Consider the following 2,261-nt stretch of genomic DNA (forward strand, 5'->3'; position numbering starts at 1 on the left):
GGCACCCGCCTCGCGCTGGTGTGGTCGCCGCGACGGATCATCCGCGTCGGTCAACTGCTCCTCGTGCTCGCCTCCTTCGTGCTGCTCGGCGCCGTCGACATCGAGCTCAAGAGCCCCGCCTTCGGCCGCCGTCGGCACCTACAACGCCTTCGCCAGCTCCATCTACCGCGAGCACGCGATGCTCATCGGGCGCGAGCCCGACGCCGCGGTGCTCGGCGAGGCATCCGCGTGGCTGCTCGCGAGGTCGGTCGTGAGCGCGTCGGCCGATCCGCGGCTCGTCGAGCTCGACGCCTCCCTCGACCGGGTCACCGGTGCCGTGCTGTCGCTCAGCCGTGCGCTCGCCGAGAACGTCGCCGACAGCCGTGACGTGCAGGCGTTCGCCCGCGACTTCCTCAGCATGGAGGGCCTGCCCATCGAGGCGCCGCGCAAGCGCACCGACTTCGAGACGTTCACGAGCGCGCTCGGCGTGGTCGGGGCGCTGCCGCCGCTGCTCGACCTGGCCGACGCCTATGCTGCGGCGAAACGGGAGCGCGGCTACGTCGAGTTCTCCGACCAGGTCGCCCTTGCGCTCGCGATCTGCGAGCGCAACCCCGAGGTCGTCGCCGCGCACCGCGAGCGTGCCCGCACCGTGCTGCTCGACGAGTACCAGGACACGAGCGTGGTGCAGACCAGGCTCCTCGCGACGCTGTTCAGCGGTCATTCGGTGATGGCGGTCGGCGACCCCGACCAGTCGATCTACGGGTGGCGGGGTGCGAGCGCCGCGAACCTCGCCCGCTTCTCGAAGGACTTCGCGCCGGATTCGGGTGCCGGCGTCTTCGACCTCTCCACGAGCTGGCGCAACCCCGGGATCGTGCTCGACGCGGCGAACGCGCTCATCCAGCCGCTCGATGCGGGAATCCCCAAGGCGCCGCTGTCGCCGTCGCCCTTCGCGGGAGCCGGCGAGGTCGGCGTGCGGTGGGCCGAGACCATCGAGCACGAGGCCGACCTGGTGGCGCGCTGGTTCGCGGCACGGCTGGGCCGCCCCGGAGGGGGAGCGAGCCGCAGCGGGGCCCTGCTCTGCCGCACGTTCGCGAACGTCGGCGTCTTCACGACGGCCCTTCGCAACCACGGAGTCCCGACACACGTGCTCGGCATCGCCGGACTGCTCGACCAGCCGGTCATCGCCGACCTCGTCTGCGTCCTGCGAGTCCTGCACGATCCGACGGCGGGCTCGGAACTCGTGCGAGTCCTCGGCGGAGCCAGGTGGCGCATCGGCCCCGCCGACCTCGCGGCGCTCAACGGACTCGCCAGATGGCTGGCCGACCGCGACCTCGGCAGTCGCCGCCTGGGCGACGAGGTGCGGCAGGGGCTGCGGGCCTCCGTCGCCGCCGACGAGTCGCCGTCGATCGTCGACGCGCTCGACTTCCTCCTGACCGCGCCCGACAGCCATTCGGCGCTGCGGGCATTCAGCGACACCGGGCTCGGGCGAATGCGTCGAGCGGGTGCGCAGCTGCAGTCGCTGCGACGTCGTGCCGGGCTCGGACTGGTCGACTTCGTCCACCTCGTGCAGCAGGAACTGCTCCTCGACATCGAGGTCGCCGCGAACGCGGAGCAGCCGCTCGGGCCGCCGAGCCTCGAGGCGTTCGACGAACTGCTCGCGGGGTTCGCCGACGTCGCCGAGCACCCCACGCTCGGCGCGTTCCTCGGGTGGCTCACCGAGGCGGAGCAGCGCGACCGGCTCGCACCCCGCCAGGACGAGCCCGAGCCCGGTGCGGTGCAGGTGTTGTCGATCCACGGGTCGAAGGGACTCGAGTGGGATGTCGTCGCGATCCCGCGCATGGTCGACGAGGAGCTCCCTTCCAAGCCCCGCACCACGAAGGGCTGGCTCGCGTTCGGCGAGCTGCCCAACGACTTCAAGGGGGATCGTGCCGAGCTGCCCGAGCTCCAGTGGCGCGGGGTGCAGAGCCAGGCGGAGTTCGACGAGGCGGTGCGCGGCTTCGCCGAGGAGAACCGGCAGCGGCACGCCGACGAGGAGCGACGCCTGGCCTACGTGGCACTGACGCGCACCCGCTCCGAGCTCCTGCTCACGGGCTCCTGGTGGGCCTCGCAGAAGTCACCTCGCAAGCCGAGCGTGTTCCTGCACGAGCTCGTGCGCGCCGGCATCCTCGACGTCGGCGCCCTGCCCGTGACGCCGGCCGATGACGAGAACCCGCGCGGCGGCGACACCGTCCGCCAGCGCTGGCCACTCGACCCGCTCGGCCCGAGGCACGAGGCGGTGCACG

The 2,261-nt window shown here is 72.4% G+C and carries 1 protein-coding gene; it reads left to right on the forward strand.

Features of this window, described 5'->3' with window-relative positions:
- Positions 1 to 178 precede the first annotated feature (178 nt).
- A partial coding sequence (locus GH736_RS21430; protein WP_203230899.1) for an ATP-dependent helicase occupies positions 179 to 2,261 on the forward strand: 2,083 nt, incomplete at its 3' end.

The organism is Agromyces humi (assembly GCF_009720255.1).
In the GTDB taxonomy this organism is placed as follows: Bacteria; Actinomycetota; Actinomycetes; order Actinomycetales; family Microbacteriaceae; genus Agromyces; species Agromyces humi.